Source organism: Roseibium aggregatum, assembly GCF_014692675.1.
GTDB lineage: Bacteria > Pseudomonadota > Alphaproteobacteria > Rhizobiales > Stappiaceae > Roseibium > Roseibium aggregatum_C.
Genome location: NZ_JABFCZ010000012.1, coordinates 122,952 through 144,162 on the forward strand (window position 1 = coordinate 122,952; position 21,211 = coordinate 144,162).

General features: G+C 60.9%; 18 protein-coding genes. 13 read left to right on the forward strand and 5 right to left on the reverse strand.

Going from position 1 to position 21,211, the window contains the following annotated elements; all coding sequences use genetic code 11:
- The first annotated feature begins 63 nt into the window (after positions 1–63).
- From HK439_RS12355 to HK439_RS12375, 5 genes are all read left to right on the forward strand, one after another.
- Positions 64–1,860: an acyl-CoA dehydrogenase C-terminal domain-containing protein gene (locus HK439_RS12355; RefSeq protein ID WP_190291813.1), complete on the forward strand. Its 1,797-nt coding sequence runs from the start codon at positions 64–66 to the stop codon at positions 1,858–1,860.
- Between the two features lie 68 nt (positions 1,861–1,928).
- On the forward strand, positions 1,929–3,086 hold the full coding sequence (locus tag HK439_RS12360; protein ID WP_190291814.1) for an acyl-CoA dehydrogenase family protein: 1,158 nt from the start codon (positions 1,929–1,931) through the stop codon (positions 3,084–3,086).
- A 34-nt stretch (positions 3,087–3,120) separates the two neighbouring features.
- A complete protein-coding gene (locus tag HK439_RS12365; RefSeq protein ID WP_190291815.1) occupies positions 3,121–3,753 on the forward strand; it encodes a glutathione S-transferase family protein in 633 nt (210 codons plus the stop codon).
- 29 nt (positions 3,754–3,782) lie between these two features.
- Complete coding sequence (locus HK439_RS12370; protein WP_190291816.1) at positions 3,783–4,991, forward strand: acetyl-CoA C-acetyltransferase; 1,209 nt, start codon at positions 3,783–3,785, stop codon at positions 4,989–4,991.
- Between the two features lie 9 nt (positions 4,992–5,000).
- Complete coding sequence (locus HK439_RS12375) at positions 5,001–5,459, forward strand: cupin domain-containing protein (RefSeq protein ID WP_190291817.1); 459 nt, start codon at positions 5,001–5,003, stop codon at positions 5,457–5,459.
- A 79-nt stretch (positions 5,460–5,538) separates the two neighbouring features.
- Here the strand turns inward: HK439_RS12375 and HK439_RS12380 are convergent, their stop codons facing one another.
- Positions 5,539–6,240 (reverse strand): EAL domain-containing protein, encoded by a 702-nt coding sequence (locus HK439_RS12380; protein ID WP_419247586.1) that lies wholly within the window; start codon positions 6,238–6,240, stop codon positions 5,539–5,541.
- A gap of 230 nt (positions 6,241–6,470) precedes the next feature.
- Between HK439_RS12380 and HK439_RS12385 the strand changes: the two genes are divergently transcribed.
- The 6 genes from HK439_RS12385 (at position 6,471) to HK439_RS12410 (ending at position 14,445) form a co-directional block, all read left to right on the forward strand.
- Entirely contained in the window at positions 6,471–8,687 is a 2,217-nt protein-coding gene (locus tag HK439_RS12385) for a 3-hydroxyacyl-CoA dehydrogenase NAD-binding domain-containing protein (RefSeq protein WP_190291819.1), read from the forward strand.
- 193 nt (positions 8,688–8,880) lie between these two features.
- Positions 8,881–9,936, forward strand: a complete 1,056-nt coding sequence (locus tag HK439_RS12390) for an AraC family transcriptional regulator (protein WP_190291820.1) — start codon at positions 8,881–8,883, stop codon at positions 9,934–9,936.
- Positions 9,937–10,156: 220 nt separating this feature from the next.
- Positions 10,157–10,918, forward strand: a complete 762-nt coding sequence (locus tag HK439_RS12395; protein WP_190291821.1) for a helix-turn-helix domain-containing protein — start codon at positions 10,157–10,159, stop codon at positions 10,916–10,918.
- 473 nt (positions 10,919–11,391) lie between these two features.
- Positions 11,392–12,414, forward strand: coding sequence for an AraC family transcriptional regulator (locus HK439_RS12400; RefSeq protein WP_190291822.1), 1,023 nt, complete (start codon positions 11,392–11,394; stop codon positions 12,412–12,414).
- Between the two features lie 104 nt (positions 12,415–12,518).
- Entirely contained in the window at positions 12,519–13,538 is a 1,020-nt protein-coding gene (locus tag HK439_RS12405; protein ID WP_190291823.1) for an AraC family transcriptional regulator, read from the forward strand.
- A 634-nt stretch (positions 13,539–14,172) separates the two neighbouring features.
- Complete coding sequence (locus HK439_RS12410; protein WP_190291824.1) at positions 14,173–14,445, forward strand: DUF6460 domain-containing protein; 273 nt, start codon at positions 14,173–14,175, stop codon at positions 14,443–14,445.
- A 5-nt stretch (positions 14,446–14,450) separates the two neighbouring features.
- On the opposite strand, the gene HK439_RS12415 is transcribed toward HK439_RS12410, so the two are convergent.
- Entirely contained in the window at positions 14,451–15,380 is a 930-nt protein-coding gene (locus HK439_RS12415; protein ID WP_190291825.1) for a histone deacetylase, read from the reverse strand.
- Positions 15,381–15,541: 161 nt separating this feature from the next.
- Here HK439_RS12415 and HK439_RS12420 point away from each other — a divergent pair, with 161 nt between their 5' ends.
- The gene (locus HK439_RS12420) at positions 15,542–16,891 is read left to right on the forward strand and encodes an MATE family efflux transporter (RefSeq protein ID WP_190291826.1); all 1,350 of its coding nucleotides are present in this window, start codon (positions 15,542–15,544) and stop codon (positions 16,889–16,891) included.
- Between the two features lie 8 nt (positions 16,892–16,899).
- Here HK439_RS12420 and HK439_RS12425 read toward each other — a convergent pair whose 3' ends face one another.
- Positions 16,900–17,994, reverse strand: coding sequence for a quinone-dependent dihydroorotate dehydrogenase (locus tag HK439_RS12425; RefSeq protein ID WP_190291827.1), 1,095 nt, complete (start codon positions 17,992–17,994; stop codon positions 16,900–16,902).
- Positions 17,991–18,335, reverse strand: coding sequence for a DUF952 domain-containing protein (locus tag HK439_RS26880; protein WP_190291828.1), 345 nt, complete (start codon positions 18,333–18,335; stop codon positions 17,991–17,993). The genes HK439_RS12425 and HK439_RS26880 overlap by 4 nt, the downstream gene beginning before the upstream one ends.
- Before the next feature lie 207 nt (positions 18,336–18,542).
- On the opposite strand from HK439_RS26880, the gene HK439_RS12435 reads away from it, so the two are divergent.
- Complete coding sequence (locus HK439_RS12435; RefSeq protein WP_190291829.1) at positions 18,543–19,445, forward strand: thermonuclease family protein; 903 nt, start codon at positions 18,543–18,545, stop codon at positions 19,443–19,445.
- A 73-nt stretch (positions 19,446–19,518) separates the two neighbouring features.
- Here HK439_RS12435 and HK439_RS12440 read toward each other — a convergent pair whose 3' ends face one another.
- Positions 19,519–21,177, reverse strand: coding sequence for a lysine--tRNA ligase (locus tag HK439_RS12440; protein ID WP_190291830.1), 1,659 nt, complete (start codon positions 21,175–21,177; stop codon positions 19,519–19,521).
- Positions 21,178–21,211 lie beyond the last annotated feature (34 nt).

Consider the following 21,211-nt stretch of genomic DNA (forward strand, 5'->3'; position numbering starts at 1 on the left):
GCGAGGTTTACGTTTACGCAAACGTAATGTAGCAATCATGCGGAAACGTTCAGGGAGGATTTCATGCCGAGCTACAATGCCCCCGTCGAAGATACGCTCTTCCTGCTCAATGACGTCCTCGGGTTCGAGCGTTACAGCAATCTTCCCGGCTTCGAAGATGCCACGCCGGATCTCGTGGAGGCGATCCTGCGCGAAGGCGCGAAATTCTGCGAGGAAATCGTCCAGCCGCTGAACCGTACGGGCGACCTGGAAGGCTGCAAACGGGCCGACGACGGCACCGTGACCGCGCCGAACGGTTTCAAGGACGCCTATTCGGCCTTTTGCGAGGCCGGCTGGGGCAGTCTTTCCGCGTCTGCCGAGTTCGGCGGACAGGGCCTGCCGCACACGCTTGCCGCGATCATGAACGAGTATCTGTCTTCCGCGAATATGGCCTTTGCCATGTATCCGGGCCTGACGGCCGGCGCGATCGCCGCCCTCACCCTGCACGGGACGGACGAGCAGAAGGCGAAATACCTTCCCAACATGATCGCCGGAACCTGGACCGGGACGATGAACCTGACCGAACCGCATTGCGGCACGGATCTCGGCCTGATCCGGACCAAGGCGGTTCCCCAGGCGGACGGCAGCTACCGGATAACCGGCACGAAGATCTTCATCTCCGCCGGCGACCACGACCTGTCGGAAAACATCATCCACCTGGTGCTGGCGCGCATCGAAGGAGCGCCGGAAGGCACCAAGGGCATTTCCCTGTTCGTGGTGCCGAAGAAGCTCATCGGCGAGGACGGAACGCCGGGCGACGCCAACGGCGTTTCCTGCGGCGCGCTGGAACACAAGATGGGCATTCACGGCAATGCCACCTGCGTCATGAACTACGACGAGGCGAAAGGCTGGCTCGTCGGCGAGGAAGACAAGGGCCTGCGTGCCATGTTCACCATGATGAACGAAGCGCGCCTCGGCGTGGCGATCCAGGGCCTGGCCCAGTCGGAAGTCGCCTACCAGAACGCGGTGACCTATACCAAGGACCGCCTGCAGGGCCGGTCGCTGTCGGGACCCAAGGAACCGGGCAAGGCCGCCGACCCGATCATCGTCCATCCGGACGTACGCCGCGTGCTGATGGGCATCCGGGCCTTCAACGAGGCCGCCCGCGCACTGGTCTTGTGGACCGCGCTCAACGGCGACATCTCCCATCGGTCGGAAGACGAAAAGGCGCGGCAGGCCGCCGACGACATGATGGGCCTGATGACGCCGGTGCTGAAGGGCGTTCTGACCGACACAGGCTTTGCCAATACGGTCAACGCCCAGCAGATGTTCGGCGGTCACGGTTATATTGCCGAATGGGGCATGGAGCAGTTCGTCCGCGACGCCCGTATCGCCATGATCTACGAGGGCGCGAACGGCATCCAGGCACTCGACCTGGTCGGCCGCAAGCTGCCCGCACAAGACGGCCGCGCGGTCATGGGTTTCTTCAACGAGGTCGGATCCTTCCTGCAGGAAAACGCCGAGAATGCGGAACTCGCCGCCTTTACCGGCCCGCTGAAGAACGGCCTGGAAGATCTGCAGAAAGCCACCATGTGGTTCATGAACAACGCCATGACCAAACCCGACAATGCCGGCGCCGGGTCGACCGACTACATGCATCTCTTCGGCCTGGTCGCGCTTGGCTACATGTGGACCAAGATCGCAAAAACCGTGCAGGACAAGCTCGCTGCAGGCGCCGGAGACAAAGAAGACTGGCTCAAGGCCAAGCTGACCTTCGGCACGTTCTTCATGGAGCGGCTGATGCCGGAGACCGGGGCGCATCTGGCCCGGATTTCGACCGGCGCCGACACGATGATGGCGCTGCCCGCGGAGGCCTTCTAGTCTGCGTCGCGGGCAGGAGGAACAGGATGCCCGTGAAATAAAGAACAGAGAATTCGGGAGAAGCAGCCATGGGTGTTCTGGAGGTTCCGGCACCGTCCTATCAGGATGAGGAAATCAATCTTCTGGACGAAGCGTTCGCACGTTTTCTGGAACAGGAGATCGCGCCGGACTACGAGGACTTCGTCACGGCCGGAAGCGTCAGCCGGGAGGCCTGGAAGAAGACCGGTGACGGCGGTTTCCTGTGCCCGGCCATCCCGGAAGCCTACGGCGGCGCCGGCGGCACCTTTGCCCATGAGGCGGCGATCATCCACCGTCTGGGCGTCGACGGCTTCGACCATTTCGGCATCGCGCTGCATTCGGCAATCGTCGCCCCCTATATCCTGCACTACGGATCGGAGGACCAGAAGAAGCGCTGGCTCCCCGGTCTCGTCTCCGGCGATCTCGTCGGCGCCATCGCCATGACCGAGCCGGGGGCCGGTTCTGACCTTCAGGGCGTAAAAACCACCGCGCGCAAGGACGGCAATCACTACGTCATCAACGGCAGCAAGACCTTTATCACCAACGGCCAGCTCGCCAACCTGATCATCGTCGTCGCCAAGACCGATCCCGCCCAGGGCGCCAAGGGCATATCCCTGTTCGTCGTCGAAACCGAACACGTCGAAGGGTTCAAGCGCGGCCGCAATCTGGACAAGCTGGGGCTGAAGGGCAACGACACGTCGGAGCTCTTTTTCGAGGACGTGCGCGTTCCCGCCGACGCCCTGATCGGGGCGGAGGAAGGCCGGGGGTTCTATCAGCTGATGGAGCAATTGCCGCAGGAACGGCTGCTGGTCGCCTGTCAGGCCATGGCGGCGATCGAACGGGCGCTCAAGGTCACGCTCGACTACGTCAAGGAGCGCAAGGCGTTCGGCAAGTCCATCCTGGACTTCCAGAACACCCAGTTCAAGCTGGCGGAAGTCAAGACCGAGGCCACGATCGGCCGGGTGTTCGTCAACGATTGCATTCAGCGCCACATCGAAGGCAAGCTCGACAGCGTCACCGCCTCCATGGCCAAGTACTGGACAACCGATCTTCAATGCAAAGTGATGGACGAGTGCCTCCAGCTTCATGGCGGATACGGTTACATGAACGAGTACCCGATCGCCCGGCTTTACGCGGATGCCCGCGTGCAACGCATCTACGCCGGGACGAATGAAATCATGAAGGTGCTGATCGCCCGCAGCCTTTGAGGCACAAGCGACAGCCAAACCCTGAGAGTTTTTCATGGCCGAATACGTACTGCACTGCTTCGCCCAATCCGGCAACGCCTACAAGCCCGCCCTCATGCTGGAACTGTCCGGGGCCGACTGGGAGCCGAAGTGGAACGATTTTTTCAACGGCGGTTCGCGCGCGCCGAATTTCCGGGAAAGCTATAACGAAATGGGCGAAATCCCGGTGCTGGAGCACGAGGGATTGAAACTGACCCAGTCCGGGGTGATCCTCGATTATCTGGTCGAAAAGCTCGGTACCTTCGGCTGGGCGGACGACACGGAGCGGCGCGAGGTGCTGCGCTGGATCCTGTTCGACAACCACAAGCTGACCAGCTACACCGCGACACTGCGATACCTGCGTGTCTTCGCCAAGACCGGCGAAACCGAGGTGGTGAAGTGGCTCGAAGGCCGGGCCATCGGCGCCTACAAGGTCCTGGAACACCATCTGGAAGGCCGCGACTTCGTCGTCGGCGGCAAGCCGACCATCGCCGACCTGTCTCTTTGCGCCTACCTGTACTGGCCTGAGGAAATCGGCATCGACTTTACACCGTTCAAGAACATCAACCGCTGGCTGGGGAACATCAGTGCCCTGCCCGGCTGGAAAGCGCCCTACGACCTGATGCCCGGCCATCCGCTGCCGGCGTAGGCTGCAACCAAAGCTTTTAGGAGGAAACCATGCCGGAAGCCTATATCTACGATCACGTTCGCACGCCGCGCGGGCGCGGAAAAAAGGACGGCGCCCTGCACGAAGTCCCGAGTGTGCGCCTCGCGGCGACCGCGCTCGAGGCCGTGCGTGACCGCAACGGCCTGGACACCCGCAAACTGGACGACGTCATCCTCGGCTGCGTCGACCCGGTCGGCGAAGCGGGCGGCGACATCGCCCGCGCGGCCGTCTTTGCCGCCGGGTACGACACGACGGTGCCGGGCATGCAGATCAACCGGTTCTGCGCGTCCGGCCTCGATGCGGTCAACACGGCCTCCGCACAGGTCATGGCCGGCCAGCATCAGCTTGTGATCGCCGGCGGCGTGGAAAGCATGAGCCGGGTCGGGATTGGGGCGTCCGGCGGCGCTTGGCCGATCGAACCGCAGGTGGCGCTCCCCGGCTATTTCGTGCCCCAGGGCGTCTCCGCCGACCTGATCGCCAGCAAATACGGTTTTTCCCGCGACGACTGCGACGCCTATGCGGTGGAAAGCCAGAAGCGGGCCGCCAAATCCTGGAAGGAAGGGCGGTTCGCGAAGTCCGTCGTTCCGGTGAAGGACATCAACGGGATCACCATTCTCGACCGTGACGAGCACATGCGACCCGAAACCGACATGCAGTCGCTCGCCTCGCTCAATCCCTCCTTCGAGCTGATGGGCAGCATGGGCGGCTTCGACGCGGTCGGCATCCAGGCCCATCCGGAAGTGGAAAAGATCACCCATGTCCACCATGCCGGCAACTCTTCCGGCATCGTCGACGGGGCTGCAGCCGTTCTGATCGGTTCCAAGAGGGCGGGCAAATCTGCAGACCTGAAACCGCGCGCCCGGATCCGGGCCTTCACCAATATCGGATCGGAACCGGCGATCATGCTGACCGGACCGGTCGATGTGACGGAGAAGCTGCTGCACAACACCAAGATGACCTTGAAGGACATCGACCTGTTCGAAATCAACGAGGCCTTCGCCTCCGTCGTGCTGCGCTACCAGCAGGCCTTCGACCTCGATCCGGAGACCGTCAACGTCAACGGCGGCGCGATTGCCATGGGTCATCCGCTGGGTGCCACCGGCGCCATGATCCTCGGCACCGTGCTCGACGAACTGGAACGGCGCGACCTGAACACCGCGCTCGTCACGCTGTGCATCGGTGCAGGCATGGGAACGGCAACGATCATCGAGCGTGTTTGAGGAGACGGCATGCCCAAGATCGATATCGGATCCATTCCGGTCCGCTCGATGACCATCTATCCCGAGCCCTATGCGAAAGCGACCGAAGGTCGGGAGAAACAGGCGCTCGGCGATGCCGCGAACCTGACCCAGTTCGGGGTCAACCTGACCCGGCTCAAGCCCGGCGCCGGTTCGGCACTGAAGCACTGGCATGAAAACGAAGACGAGTTCGTTTTCATCCTGGAGGGCGAAGCGGTCCTGGAGGAAGGCGACAGCGTCGAGATCCTGAAGGCGGGCGAGGCTGCCGGCTTCAAGGCCGGAGCGGGCCTCGGACACCGTCTTCTCAACAAATCAGATCGGGACCTGGTCTATCTGGAGGTCGGCACACGCGCTTCCGCCGAAAGCGTCCACTACACGGACGCGGACCTGCATTTCGAGCGGATCAACCAGTCGAAGCGGCTGATGCACAAAGATGGAACGCCCTACTGAGTACCGGGTGGTTGAGATGACCGACGAGACCTACAATCCAGAGACCGGCGCCAAAACTGCTGCGATGATCCGGCATGTCTCATGCGCTCAGCCGCTCAAGACCATGAACGGCAGGCAGGCACGCGACCGCGGGCCTGGAGAAATAGTATCCCTGCATCAGGTCAATGCCGATCTCCGAGAGAGTTTCCATCTCGGCTTCGGTCTCGATGCCTTCCGCCAGCAGCGTGATATCAAGCTCGCGGCAGATCGAAACGATACCGTTGACAATCGCGCGGCGCGATTGGCTGGCGTCAATGCCACGAACGAGATCCATGTCGATCTTGACGAGATCGGGCGTGAAATCCGCAAGCAGATTGAGCCCGGAGAAACCGGCGCCGAAGTCGTCGATCGCCGTGACGAAGCCGCGACGGCGGTATTCGTTGATGATCGCCTGCAGGTGGCCGGTATCCTGTACCTGTTCCGTCTCGGTGAATTCGAACATGATCCGGTCGAGGCGGAAGCCGGTCCGCGCCGCCGTGAGAAGCGTCGTGCGAATACAGGCCGACGGTTCATAGACAGCGTTGGGCATGAAATTGATCGACAGCCGGGTTTCGTCATCGGGAAAAAGACCGGCAGCAAGCTCAATCGCCTTGACCCGGCAGTCCTGGTCGAACCGGTAGCGGGTTTCCGGCGTGACCTGGTTCAGCACATGATATGCAGACTCGCCGCCGGAGCCGCGGACAAGAGCCTCATATCCCCAAATTCGCCCGATATTGACATCCACGATCGGCTGGAACGCCATCGTGAAATCAAAATCCAGTACCGCGCCTTCACGGCAGGCTGCGCAGGTCAAAGCAATAAAACTCCTTTGGCGCGACATGAGGTCGACATACCCGTCAAAATTACCGGATTTGCTTTTACAAAGCCTTACCACTGCGATCCCGAACGTTCCGCTGCAGCCTTTGCTTTCGCATGCGTTCACATCGATACGGATCCGCCAAGAACAACCTTCCATTGATCGGGGAGATGCCCATGACCTACAAGAATTTCACCCTGCAGACCGACAATGACGGCATTGCGCTGATCACCTGGGACATGCCCGGCCGCTCGATGAACGTGATCGACATGACGGTCATGGACGAACTCGATGCGCTGGTCGACGAGGTCACCGGCACCGAGGCGATCAAGGGCGCCGTCATCACTTCCGGCAAGTCGTCCTTTACCGGCGGCGCCGACCTGACCATGCTGGAAAGCCTGCTGCAGGATTTCCATCTCAAGCGCCGGGCCGATCCGGAAGCCGCGGCGAAGACCCTGTTCGAAGGTTCCCGCCGCCTGTCGGTGATCTACCGGAAGCTGGAAACCTGCGGCAAGCCGTTCGTCGCCGCGGTCGCCGGCACCTGCATGGGCGGCGGCACGGAACTGGCGCTTGCCTGCCATGCCCGCATCGTCGCCGACGACGACGGCTTCAAGATGGGGCTGCCGGAGGTCAAGGTCGGCCTCTTCCCCGGTGCCGGCGGCACCCAGCGCGTCATGCGCATGACCGACGGCCAGCAGGGCATGCAGTTCCTGCTGCAGGGCAAGACGCTGAGGACCAAGCAGGCGCTCGCCATGAAGCTCGTCGACGGCGCGGCTCCCGCCCGCAAACTGGTCGAGGCGGCGAAAAAGCTGCTCAAGGCGGGCGTCGACCCGGTCAAGCCCTGGGACAAGAAGGGCTTCAAGCTGCCCAACGGCAAGATCTACTCGCCGCAGGGTTTCCAGTTCTGGCCGGCGGCCAACGCCATCTACCGGCGCGAGACCTATGACAACTACCCCGGACCGCGTTACCTGCTGCATTCGGTGGTGGAAGGCCTTCAGTTGCCGATGGATCTCGCCCTGCAGGTGGAAAGCCGCTATTTCGCCAAGGTGCTGCAGACGCCGGAAGCGGCCAACATGATCCGCTCCCTGTTCGTCTCCATGCAGGAACTGAACAAGGGCGCACGCCGTCCGCAAGCCGAGCGGCCGAACAAGATAAAGAAGATCGGCATTCTCGGCGCCGGTTTCATGGGGGCCGGCATTGCCTACGTCACCGCCCAGGCGGGCATTGATGTGGTGCTGATCGACCGGGACCAGGAAAGCGCGGACAAGGGCAAGGCCCATTCCGACGCCTTGCTGACCAAGGCAATTCAGCGCGGCCGGGCGACACAGGAGCAGAAGGACAAGCTGCTGTCGAAAATCCTGCCGACGACCGACTATGAGGAACTCGCCAGCTGCGACCTTGTGATCGAGGCGGTCTTCGAGGACCGCGAGATCAAGCGCGCTGTGACGGAAAAGGCGGAAGCGGTGATGAAGAGCCGCGCGATCTTCGCCTCCAACACCTCGACGCTGCCGATCACCTCGCTCGCCCAGGCCTCCAAGCGCCCGAAGAGCTTCATCGGCATCCATTTCTTCTCGCCGGTCGACAAGATGATGCTGGTGGAAGTGATCATGGGCAAGAAGACCTCCGACCGGGCGCTCGCCATGGCGCTCGACTATATCAAGGCGATCAAGAAGACCCCGATCGTCGTCAACGATAGCCGCGGCTTCTACACCTCCCGCGTGGTCATGACCTATATCCGCGAAGGCCTGATGATGCTCGCAGACGGTGTCCCGGCCGCCATGATCGAAAACGCCGGCAGGATGGCCGGCATGCCGGTCGGTCCACTGTCGCTCGGCGACGAGGTCGCACTGGACCTTGCCTGGAAAATCGTCTCGGCGACCCGCAAGGATCTCGGCATCAAATATGTCGAAGGCCCGCTGGACAACATCCTGGAAGACATGGTGGTCAAGCGCGAACGCTTCGGCCGCAAGAACGGCAAGGGCTTCTATGACTACCAGGGCCGGGACAAGCAGCTATGGCCCGGCATTCCGGAGGTTGTCGGCGCGCCGAAGCCGGCCGAGCAGTTCAACATCGAGGAACTCAAGCAGCGCCTGTTGGTGATGCAGGCTCTGGAGACGGCGCGGATCTTCGAGGAGAAGTGCCTGACGGATGTTCGCGAAGCGGATGTCGGCTCGATCCTCGGCTTCGGATTCGCGCCCTATTCCGGCGGCACCCTGTCCTACATCGACACGATGGGAACGGCGGCCTTCGTCAAGCTTTGCCGGCAGTTCACCAAGAAATGGGGCCCGCGCTTCAAGCCGAACCGGCTGCTGCGCGAAATGGCGAAGACCAACGAAACCTTCTACGGAAAATTCCCGCCGAAGGAATCCGAAAAATCCGCAGAGGCGGCCTGACGCTTCAATCGCGGGAGGGCCGGGTTTTCCTGCCCCTCCCGCGAGGCGACGTTCGTTCCGGAGGATGGTCCGCAGGCCGGAAACATTTCCTCAGGAAAATTTCTTCCAGAGAAAATAATCCATCTCCTCTGTGCAGCCGTATGCATAAATAGACTTACGCAACGTTCGAAACTCGGCTCCGAACGGGAGGATCATGTTTCAGCCGACCGACAAAGCATGGATCCAGGGAAGCCCGGTCGCCCGTCTGGGCGTGCTGGCCAAGGCGCGAGGACTGGACTGGGAGGCCATTTTAAGATCCTACGACATCGACGCGGCAAGGATTGAAGACCCGGACGCGACGGTGGGCATGGCGACCGCACTCGATCTTTTCAATCACGTGGCGGAAGTCATCGGCGACGATGCCTGTATCCTTGATCACTTCTATGAAACGCCTGTCGGTTTCACCCAGGGGTATGACTATGTCGGACTTTGTGCGTCGACCGTCAGGGAGGGGCTGAGCAATTGGGCAAAGGTCACGCTTCTGCGAAGCAATTGCGCCAAAACGATCTACTCGGAAGATGCTGAAACCGCAAAGCTGGAATGGACGATTCCGGGCCTGTATCATGATTTCAGGCAATTTTCCCTGGCCTTCCTGGGTTGGGCGATCAGACGAGCCGAAATGCTCCTGGACGATGCATATTGGAATTTGACGATCCACGTCTCCTCTCCCAGACCCGTTTCGTCGTCCCGGGTGCTGCAAAAATACGGACACAGGGTGAAGTTCAATCAATCCGATCACGGGGTCATCGTACCGGCCGGGCTGCTGGACCGTCGTCCTCCCACCGCAGATCCGGTTTTGCTGCAAATCATCGAGCAGCACGTCTACAGCATCATCAAGGAACACAGCGCGGAGATATCGCCGCTCAGCAGGATCGTGGACGCGATGGACACCCTGCTCACGTCTGGAGACTGCTCGGCCGAGGCTGTTGCCCGAGAGCTCGGCATGTCGCGCCGCAGTCTTCAGAGAACGCTTGGCGATCACGGAACCACCTACAGAAACCTGCTGGCGGAAGTCCGCCGTTCCCTGGCTGAGAAGTATCTGGTCAACACGGAACTGCCGATGAAGGAAATCGCCTACCTTCTGGGCTTCTCCGAAATCAGCGCCTTTTCCCGCGCCGTCAAAAGCTGGTACGGCGTTCCGCCCAGATCCGTCCGGCAGCGCGTGCATGCGTTACCGTCAGCACGCGTTTCCCTGCTCCGCCATCACTAATTTTCGCCCCGACGGGACATTCAAAGTTTTCAACAGGTGAACGCACATATTGCACGCAATATATCGCGCATCACTTAGTATTTTATACAGTATAATTTTTCATTCTTTGATTTTCCACCTCACCCCCTCCAGCAACTCTTGACTCGATCAACTCTTACGCTACGTCATAAATATACATGATTATACATATTCGCCGGAATTGAGATCGAAAGTCCGCTCCTTGCCCGAAAACGTAACCTCCAACCAAACGGCACCGTCAGCCATCCCGGATATCTCCGCCGGCAAGACAGAAGCTGCCGAATGGGTTGTGGCAAGACCGCTTTCGGTGTTGGCCGGTATCGCCAGGTCCAGAGGCTGCGATGCAAATCAGGCAACATATACTTTCGTGGCCTGGATTGCCGGGCGTATCGAACTGGTCCTTGAAACCGTATCGGAACAGATCCGTCTCGAGTTTGCGGTCCCGGCGCCGAAGCAAAGCTGCAGTTTTCTGGAAAAACACGCGACCCGGACCTCTTTCGGACGGACCGCCAACCGCATCCTTATACCTGCACGGCTTCTGGACAGTCGTCCGCCCCGGGCCGACCGCGGCCTTTTGAGGATCATAGAAAACGCCGCCGAGCTGGAATTGCAGGACCGGTTGCGGGGGGTGTCTCCGCTCGCTGAATTAGACGCGATGGTCAAAATTTGCCTGAAGTCCGGCGACTGCTCGATGAACAGGGCGGCCTCCACCATGGGGGTGACCCAAAAGGCCTTGCACAAACCGCTTGAGCGGGAGGGAACGTGTTTTCGGAACATCCTGGAAAATGTCCGCAGTTCAATGGCCGGACACTATCTCATCGACACGGATCTGCCGATGAAGGAAATCGCCTATCTGCTTGGGTTTTCCGAAGCCAGCGCACTTTCCAGAGCCGTCAAGAGATGGCTTGGTCATCCGCCACGCGTTATCCGTCAACAGGGCCGCGACAGGCCATCAGGTGCCTGACCGGCCTTTTCCCGCCCGGCCATCGGCTTCCGCGGTTCATTCAGGAAGATCACTGTCCGGCTTATTTTTGTGATGGGGCCACATGCCGGTATTAAATGATGCTTTCCGAACCTCTGGGAGATGCTGTACAGACCCGGCATCTCCACACGCGGCGATTGAATTAACCGGCTGATTTCACGTCAAAATTTCCGGTCGATTCACTCAAGGATTCCGTGTAAGTGATAATACGTAACTTTCCATATTTTGCAACTTCTTTTGCAAACCACGCCAAATGCCTGCAACAGCTTTGCAGACTGAAACGATCCAACTTGATCCCCGGCGGCCGTATCGCTTCCGATTTTCAACGCCGTGTATTGGTAGTTATCCGGGCTGCAAACTTGGCCAAATAAACCGTAAATTAGACAAAACACGCCATTAGAGATATTTTACAAAAATGCACTTTCTGCGTGCATTTCCGCAAACGGGATATGTCCGTGCCCGCCAAATCCGAATGGATGCGTTCCGACGCATTTAAGGCCCTGAAGTACTATTCCCCGGCCTCCAGGCTGGATTGGCAGGTCATTGCCAAGCTTTATGAATTCGACCCCGCGGTTATCGACGACCCGGAAGGCACCGTAGCGATAACCACCTTGTTCGACGTGTTCGAACACGTGGCGCGGGAACTTGGCAGTGACGCCATCATGTTCGACATTTTCAACAAGATGGACGTCGGGGCGTTTTCGGTTTTCGATTACCTTTTCATCTGTGCGCCGACGCTCAGGGACGCCTGCAAGGCCTGGAAGCGCTTCATGCCCATGCGCACCAATGCTTACGAACTGCAGTATCATGAGGATCAGCTCACCGGCACCCTCGAATGGCCTATCATGGAAGGGCGCGGTATCTGGTATCAAAGCATGTATGCGCGCATTGGCTGGGCGGCCAGACGCTTCGAAATCGTGCTTGAAACCGATCATCCGCCGCTCGACATCGAACTGGCGACGCCGGAACCGAAAGATCCGTCGGAGTTTCTGGAGCGTTACGGCGGGAAAATCAGGTTCAACCGCCTTCGCAACAGTATTTCGGTTCCCGCGTATCTGCTGTCAAAACCCCTGCCGCAGAACGAGGACAATCTGTATGCAATTATCCAGAAGTCGGCGTTCCGCGAATTGGGCCTGTTCCAAAACCGGAACTCGCCACTTTCACGGATTGCGAACGAGATCGCGGAAACCCTGAAGAGCGGCACCTGCAACCTCGCACAGGTCGCTCAGAATCTCGGGATGTCGCAACGCTCCGTCCAGCGGGTCCTGGAACAGCAAGGGACCACGTTTCGCAAGCTGACGGAAGACATCCGAAAGACTGCCGCAGAACGCTACCTGCAGAGCACCGACCTGCCGTTCAAGGAAATAGCCTTTCTTCTCGGCTTTTCGGAATTGAGTACGTTCTCCCGCGCGGTAAAGACCTGGTACGGCGTTCCGCCACGAAAAATCCGCGAAGGCGGCACAAGGCAGATCGGTTAGTTAAGAATACCATTGAATCGAAACTTATTAATCAAGCTTTCGCGGCCCAAACTATTGCACCCGATATTTTATTGGTAGCAGAATGTGCTGGGAGGAATGACGGCTTGGCTGGCAGAAAACTGCATTCCGAAGAATGGGGACAGGCTGAGCAGATCGGCTACCTGGAGCAGCTCCTGATCTCGAAAGGGCGCAGCTGGAATGACCTTGCCCGGCGGTTCCCGCTCCCCAGTCGTGCCTCGGATCTGAAAGACCAGAAGGTGGAAATGTCGCTCATGCTCGAAATATTCGAGTATGCGGCGGAACTCATCGGCGACGATGCGGCGATGCTGGACTACTTCTCCGACTTGCCGCACGGCGCCATTCCGATCTTCGACTATGTCGCCCTTTGTGCACCTTCGCTTCGCGCTGCCCTGCAAAACTGGCAGCGGTTCATAGCGCTTCGCACCAACTGCTATCACATGATTTTCACCGAGGAGCCCCGGTACGGCATACTCAGTTGGGATATTCCGGACCGGCTTGGTCCGAGGACCCAGAACATGTTCGCCAAAATCGCCTGGGCATCGAGCCGTATCGAGAACATCGTTCAGGATCCCGATTTACGCCTCATGATCGAACTGACCGTTCCGCCACCTAAATGCACTTCCCGTTTCCAGAAGAAATACGGCAACCGTCTTTTATTCTCGCAGGCTCAGGACAGGATCCTGATCCCCAGCCCGTATCTCGATGCCGTTCCCCCGAAAAACGAGGCAAATCTTTACAGCCTGGTCGAGTCGACCGCCCTGGCCGAAGTCGAAAAGCTCCTGTCCCTGAACGATCCGATTACCCGGATCAAGGCGGCCATCAACGAACATCTCAAGGCCGGCGACTGCAAGCTGGAGACGGTTGCCAAAAGCCTGGGCATGTCCCAGCGCAGCCTGCAGCGTCACCTTGAAATGGAGGGAACGTCCTTTCGAGAACTCACGGACACGATCCGCCGAACCCTGGCATCCAGATATTTGCGCGAAACAAACCTGAATCTGAAGGAAATCGCCTTTCTGCTCGGCTTTTCCGAGCTGAGTTCCTTTTCCCGGGCGGTCAAGTTCTGGTTCGGGGTCTCGCCGAGCCAATACCGGCGGAACCGTTAGAGCACGTTGCGTGCAAGTGGCGTCCGGCACATCAGACGAAGGACATGAAAAAACGGGCCCCGCACGCCGCACGGGACCCGTTCTTAAATGTCCGGCCTCTCTGGGACTACCTTGCGATAGTCCCTTCTTCTGCGGGCAACGGGCCTGCATCCGCCTTATGCAGGATCGAAGCTCTTCGGTCCACCGGACCAGATTCAGCCTTGTTCTTGTTTATACCGCCGCTTTCGAACCGCAACTAAAAACAGCCGCAGCCAGATGGGGCCATGTGCGGATGCCGGTGCCTCGTCACGATTCGTCTTTCAGCGCGATAGCTGAACCGCGTCAGCCCGGACCGGAGGTTTCAAGGGAGGAACGAAACCAACCGTCCGTCACGACGCAGCTTGGTAAATACCTCAAATACCCACACGGGTAATTGGCAGAACTTGATTCAAATTTACCCAAATATGCCAAATTTCATATAAGTGTCATATCTCATGCAAGCTCAAAGAAAATGCATTTGTCGTTTCCCTGCGAATTCTGCTGAAAATTCCCCGGGGATTGCGGTTGTCATTCGCTCGACTTAAGTATGAAAAATTCATCAGGTCGCATTCCATCCGACCGAAATCCCAGATCCGCACCAACGACAGGATTGAAAATGTCTGACAGCAGCCTCACCAAATTCTTGGGCGGTTCCCCCGGTCAGGTGATTCTCCGGCTTGTGTTCCTGTCGTTCGTGGTCGGCGTGATCCTGTCTGCGCTCGATCTCGATCCGCTCCAGATCGTCGACTACGCCGTGCGCTTCGTCCAGCGGCTGTGGGACATGGGTTTTGCGGCAATCGAAAACCTCCTGCGCTACTTCGCGATCGGCGCGGTGATTGTCGTGCCCATCTGGCTGGTCATGCGGCTGATCAAGTCGGTCGGCAGATAGCAGCTTCACCAATCCCCAACCGGGTGCCCGATGCCGCACAGGCGTAAGGCTTCCCGGTGCAGGGTGACGTGCCTGTCGGACAGTTCTTCGATGTCTGCCGAATAGCCCCCGCCCAGGACGCCTGCGACCGGCAACCCCGCGTCGCGTAAAGTTTCAAGCACATACCGGTCGCGGCGGATCAATCCGTCCCGGCTCAGCCCGAGACGGCCGAGCCTGTCGTCGCGATACGGATCCACGCCGGCGTTGAAAAAGACGATATCCGCCCGCGCCCGTTCGATTGCCAGGGGGAATGCGCGCATCAGGTTTTCCAGATAGGCCTCGTCGCCCGTGCTGTCCGGCAGGGCGACATCCAGATCGGAGGGAACCTTCCTGACCGGATAGTTCTTCTCGCTGTGCATGGACAAGGTGAAGACGCTGTCATCGCCGGTGAAGATATCGGCGGTTCCGTCGCCCTGGTGTACGTCCAGGTCGACGACCAGCGCTTTCCGGATTGCGCCGTCTGCCTGCATCACCCGGATTGCGACCGCCACGTCGTTGAAGACGCAGAAGCCGGCGCCATGAGCGCGCCTTGCATGATGACTGCCGCCGGCGGTGTTGCAGGCAATGCCGTGCTCCAGGGCGAGATACCCGGTCAGGACGGTGCCGCCGGTCGCGCAGCGGGCGCGCCGGGCAATCTCCCCGTTCATCGGAAAACCGATCTCCCGGGCGATCTCCGCCGGAACACGGGCATCAAACACCTGATCGACATAGCGCCGGTCATGGGCCAGGGCGACCCACTCCGCCGGTGCGGGCCGCGGCCTGATAAACTCTCCACCGCAGAGCAGTCCCTCGGCAACGATCCGTTCCGCGACGGCACGAAACTTGTCCATCGGAAACCGGTGGTTTGCAGGCAGGTCGGCGCAATAGTCGGGATGATGTACGATGGGCAGCGTCATGACGGCCGACTATAGCCCGAAAAACCGCCGCGCCAGCGGCGATTTTCATTCCCGCAACACGCCAGGGCCCGAAGCGGCCTGCCGGGTTGCGGAAGCATTCATGTCCGCTTGACGGCGCAGGGCAAATACCGAAGAGTGCGTCATCACCTTCCGGACTTTCCATGACAACGCAGTCTTCCGACATCAGGCCCGAAAAGGCGTTTGACGTGACCCATCGCAGTGTCCTTGCGATCGCGGTGCCGATGACGCTTGCATTCCTGTCGACGCCGCTTCTCGGCGTCGTGGACACGGCCGTGATCGGGCGGCTCGGGGACGCGGCCCTGGTCGGCGGTATCGCCATCGGCGGGGTGATCTTCGATCTCGTCTTCACCACCTTCAATTTCCTGCGCTCCGGTACCACGGGGCTGACCGCGCAGGCCTACGGCGCCGACGATCAAAGCGAGATCAAGGCGACGTTTCTGCGCGCCCTGTTCATTGCCGCGGTTGCCGGTCTTGCGGTCATTCTCCTGCAGGTGCCGTTTCTGGAAATCGGCCTGACGTTCATGGGCGGCAGCGCGGACGTGCAGTCGGCCACCCGCAGATATTTCGAGATCCGCGTCTACAGCGCCCCGTTCCTGCTCGCCAATTACGCGATCCTCGGCTGGTTTTTGGGGCTGAGCCGCGCCGGGACCGGGCTGTTCCTGCAACTGTTCCTGAACGGGCTCAATATTGCCTTGAGCATCTGGTTCGTCATGGGGCTGGGCTGGAGCATCGAGGGTGTCGCCGCCGCCACCGTCTTGAGCGAGGCGGCCGCCTGCCTGGCCGGGCTTCTGCTTATCCTGCGCGCGGCCAGAGGCAGCGTCTGGCCCATGTGGTCCGTCGTTTTCGACCGCCGGCTGCTCCTGCGCATGATGGCGATCAACCGCGACATCATGATCCGCTCGTTCAGCCTGCTGTTCGCCTTCGCCTTCTTCACCGCCCGCTCTGCGGATCAGGGCGATGTCCTTCTGGCGGCAAACGCCATCCTGGAGAAGTTCTTCCTGGTCGGCGGCTATTTCCTCGACGGCCTGGCAACCGCGGTCGAACAACTGGCCGGCCGGGCGGTCGGCGCGCGCTACCGGCCGGCGTTCGACCGGGCGGTGAAGCTGACCACGCTCTGGGGTTTCGCGCTGGCGCTTTGTCTCGCGCTTGTCTATTTCGCGACCGGTCCGCTCCTGGTCGACCTGATGACCGTTTCCCCGGGCGTCAGGGAGCTCGGGCGCGTCTACCTGCCCTGGGCGGCGCTCACGCCGCTTTTCGGCGTGCTCGCCTTCCAGATGGACGGGGTCTTCATCGGCGCGACCTGGTCGCGCGACATGCGCAACATGATGTTGTTGTCGCTGGCGATCTATATCGCCGCCTACTACACCCTGTTTCCGCTCATGGGAAACCACGGTCTGTGGCTGTCGCTGGAAATCTTCCTGGGCGCGCGCGGCATCAGCCTGGCCGCCATGTGCCGCCACCGCGCCAACCAGACGTTTCAGCCCGCTTGAGGGCTCTCTTAGAGATCCAGACCGGCCCAGGCGTCCAGATTGACGCCGCGCGCCTCGGAAATGTGGTTCAGTCCGTGCCGGTCGAGCTTGTCCGACAGGCCCTTCAGGATCTCTCCGACAAGACCGATGCCGTGATAGGTCAGCGATGAATAGAGCTGCAGCAGGTCGGCGCCCGCGGTAATTTTGGTCCAGGCGCTTTCCGCGCTGTCGATCCCGCCGACACCGATGATCGGCAGATCGGGACCGGCGAGCCGGCGCGCCTTGGCAAGGGCAATGGTGGATTTGCGGAACAGGGGCCGGCCCGACAGTCCGCCGGTTTCCCGCGCGGTCGCCGTGTCGGTCAGGCCGTCACGGGAAACCGTCGTGTTGGAGACGATCAGTCCGTCGACGCATTTGGCCTGCACTTCCTCGATGATGTCGGCAAGCGAGGCCTCGTCCACGTCCGGTGCGATCTTCAACAGGACGGGCACATGCCGTCCGACGACCTGCGTACGTTCGTCCCGCGCGGTAATGACGCCGGTCAGAAGTTCCGCAAGCGCCTCCCGCGCCTGCAGGTCGCGCAGGCCCGGCGTGTTCGGCGAGGACACGTTGACGGTGAAATAGGAGGCGAGATCGGCGAAGGCGTGAATCCCCGCCACGTAATCGGCGACCCGATCCGTGGCATCCTTGTTGGCGCCGACATTGACGCCGACGATACCGGTCTGACGCCTGCGCCCGTCCAGCCGGCGGCGCAGCGCCTCATGGCCTTCGTTGTTGAAACCATAGCGGTTGATCACGCCCTGATCGGCGGGCAGACGGAACACGCGGGGCTTCGGATTTCCCGGCTGTGGCCTCGGCGTGACGGAGCCGACCTCGGTGAAGCCGAAGCCCAGTTTCAAAAGCGCATCGGGAACCTCGCCGTTCTTGTCGAAACCTGCCGCCATGCCCAGAGGATTGGGAAAGCGCAGATCCCAGAGCCGCACTTCCAGGCGCGGATCGGCGGCGACCGGGCACTTCGGCATCAGACCCGTCTTCAGCGCCTTGATGGTCAGGCCGTGGGCTGTCTCCGCGTCCAGAAAATGAAGCCCGGCCAGGGCCAGTTTTTCAAACGGAGACGCGGTCATTGTCCAAGGTCCGGAAAGACATGCGCACCATCGGCTCCGAGCGGCAACTGCCGGACCCAGACGGCAAGCGATGTCGGCAGATCGGCATAAAGATGCGGGAACAGGTCCCCTCCCCGCGACGGCTCCCATTTCAGGTCCGGGCCGAGGCCGTCCGCATCGAAAGCGGCAAGCAGCAGGCCGTCCTGACCGGCGAAATGTTTGGCAGCGGTTTCCCGCGCCTGGTCCGCGGTGGAGAAATGGATGAAGCCGTCGGCCAGATCCACCGGTGCGCCCTTGAAGACGCCAAGCGCTTCGGCTTCCTGCCAGAGGTCTTCGGGCACAATCTTGAAAATCAGTCGCATGCGGATCACGTCCTGGAAGTCGGGTTGGTCGCCCGGCTCCGTCACCGGAACCGGGCGGCGCGGACCCTATCGCCTGACGCACCGCAGAACAAGCGTGGGCAATGGCCTACCGGGCTTTGACAGAAATTTTCGCCCCGAACATAATTATCAAAAGGGATATTCCTGCCGCACCAATGCCCGTAATCAAAAAACCAATCGGAGCACGGATTGGGATTGCTTAAGCAGCTCCGCCCGGTCCTGATACCGGCCATTGTCCTGATTGCCGGAGCGAGTTTGCTTGCCTGGCTGCTTCTGGCCGAACCGCCGGCGCCGCCGAGCGCCCAGAAAGTGGCTTCCGCTGATACGGGGCACGAAGCCTCCTCTCCGCCTCCCACCCGCAAAACCGCTGCACCGCAGGCGGATTCGCAAAGCGAAACCACCGGATCGCACATACCGTTGCCGAGCGAAATCCGGGACGTCTCTCCGGAAGGAATCAGCCCGCCGGACGTCACGGGCAGGCTGACACGCATCAGGCCGTCGCAGCGCCTCCTCGACCTTATCAATCCGCCGGTGGAACCGGTACCCGACGGAGAGTTCGAATTGCGCCGGCCGCAGGTGATCGATGCGGGGACCCTCGGGACCGAAGATCTTGTTGTCCGCATTGCCCATGTCAACGCCCTGAAGGCGGACGAAACCTGCGTTTCCCGCGTGGGCGGCACATGGCCCTGCGGCGCGCGCGCCCGAACGGCTCTGCGCGGGCTGGTTCGCATGTTCACGGTCGTCTGCCAGAAGACGGAAGACCTCGGCCCGCGGCAGATCGCGGCGACCTGCACCCGCCGCAAGATCGATATCGGCGAATGGCTCGTCCGCTATGGCTGGGCGGCCCCGGCGGCGACTGCGCCGGAGCCTTACGCTGCGCTGGCGCAAGAGGCGAAGAAGCACAAGCGCGGCAAATGGCAGGCGGAGTGGCTGAAGGATTTGCCGGAACCGGCAGCGGATCTCTCCCTGCCGGACCTCCCGTCCGGCCTGCCCGGAGACTTGCCGGATGACGGTAGCAATATTCTGGTCAGCCCCCAGGATCCGCCGTCGACCGGCCCTGGTCTGCGCGAGACGCTGCCGCCGAACGGCTGACGCCTGCCCCCGAACGCGAAAAGCCGCGCAAACCGCGCGGCTTTTGCCAATCCGATCAGGGGAAGGACGTGCCTTAGGCCGTCAGTTCGCCCTTCAGCGCCTTTTCGATCAGCGCCCGGGTTTCCTTGATGCCGTAAAGAGCCACGAAGGATCCGAAGCGGGGTCCGCGTTCCTGGCCGAGCAGAACCTGGTAGAGGGCCTGGAACCAGGCCACCGAAACGCCGGGACCGCCGTCCGGGCTCTTCTTGTTGTGGTCCTGGTAACGCTCGATCGCACGGGCCACATCGAGGGCGGCATCCTGGATCATCGCGCCGTCCGCATCGGCGGGAAGGGCTGCAAGCTGGGCGTCCAGTTGCTCCAGAGCGGCCCGCTCCACCTCGTCCGGTGCGCGGAACGACTTGGTCGGTTTGACGAAATCGTCGAAGTAGCGGATCGCATAGCCGACCAGCGCATCAAGTTCCGGATGGTTCTCCGGCGTCACACCCGGGGCATAGCGGGAGATGAAGGCCCACAGCACGTCCTTGTTCTCGGCGTTGGAGGCCGAGACCAGGTTGAGCAGCATGGAGAACGGCACCGGCAGATCGATCGCCGGCACCTTGCCGGAGTGAATGTGCCAGGCCGGGTTGCCGAGCTGCTGGTCGAGCGGCATCGACGGGTACTTCTGGGCGAAGGTGTAATATTCGTCGACCGCCTTCGGAATTACGTCGAAATAGAGCTTCTTGGCCGTGCGCGGCTTCTGGAACATGTAGAGCGACAGGCTCTCCGTCGGCGCGTAGGTCAGCCATTCGTCGATGGTCAGGCCGTTGCCCTTGGATTTGGAGATCTTTTCGCCGTTCTCGTCGAGGAACAGTTCGTAGACATAGTGTTCCGGCGGCCGGCCGCCGAGCACCTGGCAAATCCGGTCGTAGACGGCCATGTTCGGGCCGTGGTCCTTGCCGAACATCTCGAAATCGACATCGAGCGCCGCCCAGCGCGCACCGAAATCCGGCTTCCACTGCAGCTTCACATTGCCGCCGGTGACCGGCAGGGTGATGTCGGTACCGTCTTCGTCGGCGAAGGTGATCGTGCCGTTCTTTGCGTCGACATCCTTCATCGGCACATAGAGCACGCGGCCGGAGGTCGGCGAGATCGGCAGGAACGGGCTGTAGGTCGCCTGGCGCTCGGCGCCGAGCGTCGGCAGCATGACATCCATGATCGCCTGGTATTTTTCCAAGGCCTTCATCAGGATCGCGTCGAACTTGCCGGACTTGTAGTACTCGGTCGCACTGGCGAATTCGTAATTGAAGCCGAACGTGTCCAGGAACCGGCGCAGCATGGCGTTGTTGTGCGCGGCAAAGCTGTCGTAGTCGCCGCCGAAGGGGTTCGGCACCGAGGTCAGCGGTTTGTGCAGATGCGGCTCCAGCATTGCCCGGTCCGGCACGTTTTCCGGGATCTTGCGCATGCCGTCCATGTCGTCGGAGAAGCACAGCAGCCGGGTCGGGATCTTGTCCTCGGTGATCAGCCGGAAGGCGGTGCGCACCATGGTGGTGCGGGCGACCTCGCCGAAGGTGCCGATGTGGGGCAGGCCCGAGGGTCCGTATCCGGTCTCGAACAGAACCGGCCGGCCCGGATCCCGTTTCTCGATCCGTTTGACCAGTTTCCGCGCTTCTTCGAAGGGCCAGGCTTTGGAAGCCCGGGCCGCCTCGACAAGATCTTGCGAGAGGTCAAGCGGTGGCAGGGATTGGTCGGTCATAATGTGTTTTCAGTTCTGTTGAGGTGAAGAAATC